Consider the following 1,438-nt stretch of genomic DNA (forward strand, 5'->3'; position numbering starts at 1 on the left):
CCGGTCAGTACTCCAGGTGGAAGGCCTCGACTCCCGCGGCTTGGTGCAGCTCTACACCCTCACGGTTCCCGATCTGACGAAGTACGCCGACCAGGTCGGCTCGCAGATCTCCGTGCCGGTGCGTGCGTGGGCACCTGGCGCGACAGTCAATTTGTCGTACGAGGAAAAGAAGTGAGCGCGGGACGACGCCTTGGGACGGGCCTGCCCCGGCACTTGGCGCCGGCCGGCGCTCTTCCCTTGATACATACAAACAATTGCTCCAAGCCAGCATCCATGCGGGTTTCCGGCTCGTTTGCCTGCGATCAGGGCTTGTCGCCGGACGCCGTCCGGCTGGGCCGCGAGATGCTGGCTGGACCCATTGGGTTCCTCATCGCACGGAGGGCCGCCGATGGAGGAACGACCACCGGATGACCCAAAGGAAAACGCCGACTCTCTGGCAGGAGAAATCGGCGTTCAGGGCATCGAGGCACTACCCCGAAGGGTTCAGAGATATGGAGCAGCTAAAGCAGGCGCTCTCGACGTAGCGGAGTTTATCAGCGGGCTTGGAGGCCATCAAGGCTTAGCACGGCGGGTCGGCTCGTGTGGGGACTATTTGATGTTCCGGCACTACTTCACCGTCGACGAAGTGCGGTTGCATGCAGCTTCGCTTTGCATGAAGCATCTCCTATGCCCCCTGTGCGCCATCAGGAGGGGCAGCAAGGCCCTCAAAAGCTACCTGGATAGGTGGGAGGTGCTTAGAGGGTCGAACGCCTCTTTAAAGCCCTTTCTCGTGACTCTGACCGTTAAGGATGGCAATGACTTGGCTGAGCGTTTTAAGCACCTCCATCGTGGCCAGCGAGAGCTATGGATGCGGAAACACCGTGCTCGCGGCTCTTGCCTCGATGGTGTTATGGGTGCTGTGTGGTCGTACGAAGTGAAGCGCGGCACAGGTTCTGGGCTCTGGCATCCGCATCTGCACATGATCGCGATCGCTGAGCATCAGCCTGACCAGCTGCAGCTCTCGGCTGAGTGGAAAAACATCACTGGTGATAGCCACGTGGTGGACGTACGGCCGATCAGCCAGGAGGATCCTGTGAGTGGCTTCCTCGAGGTGTTCAAGTACGCGGTGAAGTTTTCGGATCAGCCTGTTGAGGACACGTGGCACTGCTACGAGACCTTGCGCGGAAAGAGACTCATCGGATCTGCTGGCTGCTTCCGTTCGGTGGTGGTGCCGGAGCAGCTCATTGACGAGCCCTTCGACGACCTCCCCTTTCGCACCCTTTTTTACCGCTACCTGACCGGTCGCGGATACGACCTTCAGAGGAGGAAAGATCGACCCGCCTGAGTGCACGGATGAATGTTCTTCGCGGGGCAGGATATGCGAGGTGCTAGCACCTCGCTCAGGCTGATTCACGCAGAGCGTTCAACAGCGAAAGCGGCCCCGGTGAGTGCGTCAACA

1 protein-coding gene is annotated in these 1,438 nt (G+C 60.0%); it reads left to right on the forward strand.

All coding sequences use genetic code 11. The features are described from left to right. The first annotated feature begins 388 nt into the window (after positions 1–388). Positions 389–1,324, forward strand: coding sequence for a protein rep (locus HMPREF2750_RS06350; protein ID WP_070544385.1), 936 nt, complete (start codon positions 389–391; stop codon positions 1,322–1,324). Positions 1,325–1,438: the final 114 nt, after the last annotated feature.

The sequence above is a fragment of the Haemophilus sp. HMSC066D02 genome (assembly GCF_001810545.1).
Taxonomy (GTDB): Bacteria; Pseudomonadota; Gammaproteobacteria; order Enterobacterales; family Pasteurellaceae; genus Haemophilus_D.

Bases quoted from the DNA above. Each gene is read 5' to 3' on its own strand.
- HMPREF2750_RS06350 (WP_070544385.1), top strand. From the start codon at position 389: ATGGAGGAACGACCACCGGATGACCCAAAGGAAAACGCCGACTCTCTG.